The sequence below is a fragment of the Tumebacillus avium genome, assembly GCF_002162355.1.
In the GTDB taxonomy this organism is placed as follows: Bacteria; Bacillota; Bacilli; order Tumebacillales; family Tumebacillaceae; genus Tumebacillus_A; species Tumebacillus_A avium.
This window is the reverse complement of sequence record NZ_CP021434.1, coordinates 2010001-2012500: the sequence shown is the minus strand read 5'-3', so window position 1 is coordinate 2012500 and position 2500 is coordinate 2010001. Positions and strand designations below refer to the sequence as shown.

Sequence of the window (2500 nt, the reverse complement as noted above, 5' to 3'; positions counted from 1 at the left end):
CCACTGCTTGTGCGGGCCCCCGTCAATTCCTTTGAGTTTCAGTCTTGCGACCGTACTCCCCAGGCGGAGTGCTTAATGCGTTAGCTTCGGCACTGAGGGTGGTACCCCCCAACACCTAGCACTCATCGTTTACGGCGTGGACTACCAGGGTATCTAATCCTGTTTGCTCCCCACGCTTTCGCGCCTCAGCGTCAGAAATCGGCCAGCAAGGCGCCTTCGCCACAGGTGTTCCTCCACATCTCTACGCATTTCACCGCTACACGTGGAATTCCCCTTGCCTCTCCGATCCTCAAGCCATCCCGTATCCAAGGCAATCCCAAGGTTGAGCCTTGGGCTTTCACCCCGGACGCAAATGGCCGCCTGCGCGCGCTTTACGCCCAGTGATTCCGGACAACGCTTGCCCCCTACGTATTACCGCGGCTGCTGGCACGTAGTTAGCCGGGGCTTCCTCCTCTGTTACCGTCAGGGTGTGAGCATTCTCTTCTCACACTTGTTCTTCACAGAAGACAGAATTTTACAACCCGAAGGCCTTCATCATTCACGCGGCGTTGCTCCATCAGGCTTGCGCCCATTGTGGAAGATTCCCTACTGCTGCCTCCCGTAGGAGTCTGGGCCGTGTCTCAGTCCCAGTGTGGCCGGTCACCCTCTCAGGTCGGCTACGCATCGTCGCCTTGGTGAGCCATTACCTCACCAACTAGCTAATGCGCCGCGGGCCCATCCGACAGTGAAGCGAAAGCTTCTTTCTCTTCTCCCTCATGCGAAGGAAAAGCCTATCCGGTATTAGCACTCGTTTCCAAGCGTTATCCCAGTCTGTCGGGCAGGTTGCCCACGTGTTACTCACCCGTCCGCCGCTAACCTCTTCGGAGCAAGCTCCGAATCAGTCCGCTCGACTTGCATGTATTAGGCACGCCGCCAGCGTTCGTCCTGAGCCAGGATCAAACTCTCAATAAAAGTTGAAAAAGTTTGTATCTTGACTCGCAATCATATCTCTGTAACACTCGTTTAGTTTTCAAGGATCAAGTACACGATGTACATTGTCCAACGTTGCGACAGGACGTCGCGTTCTTAGTTGGGCTTCCATCGTTATCGCCCGAGGCGACGTTGATTAGAATAGCATGTCTTATGCATCCCAGTCAACAAGAAGTTTTTTCTTTTCCATCACCGAGTCTCTCGCGGCGACAAGGACTATCTTATCATTCCCCAACCCATCTCTCAATCTCACGCGTGAAACAAACCAAAACAAATCCGCACCACAACAGAAAAAGCCTCGTCAAACGAGGCTTTTTCTCCTTCTTACTTGCGATGATACGCCGCACACATCAACCCAAAATACGTCGGTACCTCATAGCTCAAAAACTCCACGTCACGGTCCGCACTGGGAATGCCGCCACCCAGAACAAGCGCCTGCCAGATCCCATCCGGCTTTGCAGCTTCTATAAACTCCGGTGCAAATTCCGCCATGCGCTCGATCTGATTTTCCTTCAGCAGCTCCACCACTTCCGCATCGAGCTTGGCAGCCGCCGGGTCGAATCCATAGGGCCCGTTCTCATCATGCGCATGTGACCAGTCACAGCTGGCAATCAGACCTACACGCTTCCCGGAAGCAGCCACCGCCCGCGCGACCGCTTCCCCCAGTCTGACATGTTCAGCAAACCCGACCGTCCGCGTCGGCGTGACCACGACCACCGGCACTTCCGGCATAAACCACAAGGGGACAAGGACGCCCCAATCCATCGGCAGGCACGAATACGGCCCGGCAGCCGTCGCAAAATTCACTGCCCCAACCGGCAGCCCCCCTTGTTTTGCTTCCTGTACAATCGCCTTGGCCAACTCCCGGTCAACCGCCCGTTCCATCGTCACCTTGCCGCCGTTATCTTCCACTTCGCCGTAAATGCGCTCACAATCGGCCACGCAAAACTGGCCATCAATCCGCACCCCGTGCGGTGTCAACACAATAATCGTCTCCGGGCCGGCTTCCACCATATAGCGGCCCAACTGCTCCATGCTCCCTCGGGTCACGCTCATCAAATCAGGATTCTGATGCGACAACTCTTCGATAATCTCCGACCCATGCGGTGTGATGCAGGCAAACACAAACGGATTCACAGCACCCAGTCCTCTCTTCTGCAGATACCCAAAGTATATCGACCTCGAGAATTTGTGTAAATATTCGTGTAAAATAGATTACAACACCACACCAAGGAGGTCGCAGCTATGAACTGGCTACACCTGGCCGAGCAGCACCGTGAAGATTTCCTAAAAGATCTCACCCACTTCCTCTCCATCAACTCCGTCGAAGATATGACGACCGCCGCAGATGGACAGCCCTTTGGAACCGGCGTCGCTCAAGCGCTCGATTTCCTTTTAGATAAAGCAGTTCGCGACGGTTTTCTCACTCAGAACTTCGAAGGCTACGCAGGCGCCATCAACTATGGCCAAGGCGATGAGCAGATCGGCATCCTCGCCCATGTTGACGTTGTGCCCGCAGGCGATCCTGACG

The 2500-nt window shown here is 55.0% G+C and carries 2 protein-coding genes and 1 rRNA gene (2 of these 3 running past the window's edge); 1 reads left to right on the top strand and 2 read right to left on the bottom strand.

Going from position 1 to position 2500, the window contains the following annotated elements; all coding sequences use genetic code 11:
• Nucleotides 1-951, bottom strand: a 16S ribosomal RNA gene (locus tag CBW65_RS09590) (it extends 596 nt beyond the left edge of the window).
• A 342-nt stretch (nt 952-1293) separates the two neighbouring features.
• Entirely contained in the window at nt 1294-2106 is an 813-nt protein-coding gene (locus tag CBW65_RS09585; RefSeq protein ID WP_087456603.1) for a class III extradiol dioxygenase subunit B-like domain-containing protein, read from the bottom strand.
• A gap of 108 nt (nt 2107-2214) precedes the next feature.
• On the opposite strand from CBW65_RS09585, the gene pepV reads away from it, so the two are divergent.
• On the top strand, nt 2215-2500 hold the beginning of the coding sequence (gene pepV, locus CBW65_RS09580) for a dipeptidase PepV (RefSeq protein WP_087456602.1). 1112 nt of this gene lie beyond the right edge of the window; the window shows 286 of its 1398 coding nt (coding positions 1-286); it begins with the start codon at nt 2215-2217; its stop codon lies beyond the right edge, outside the window.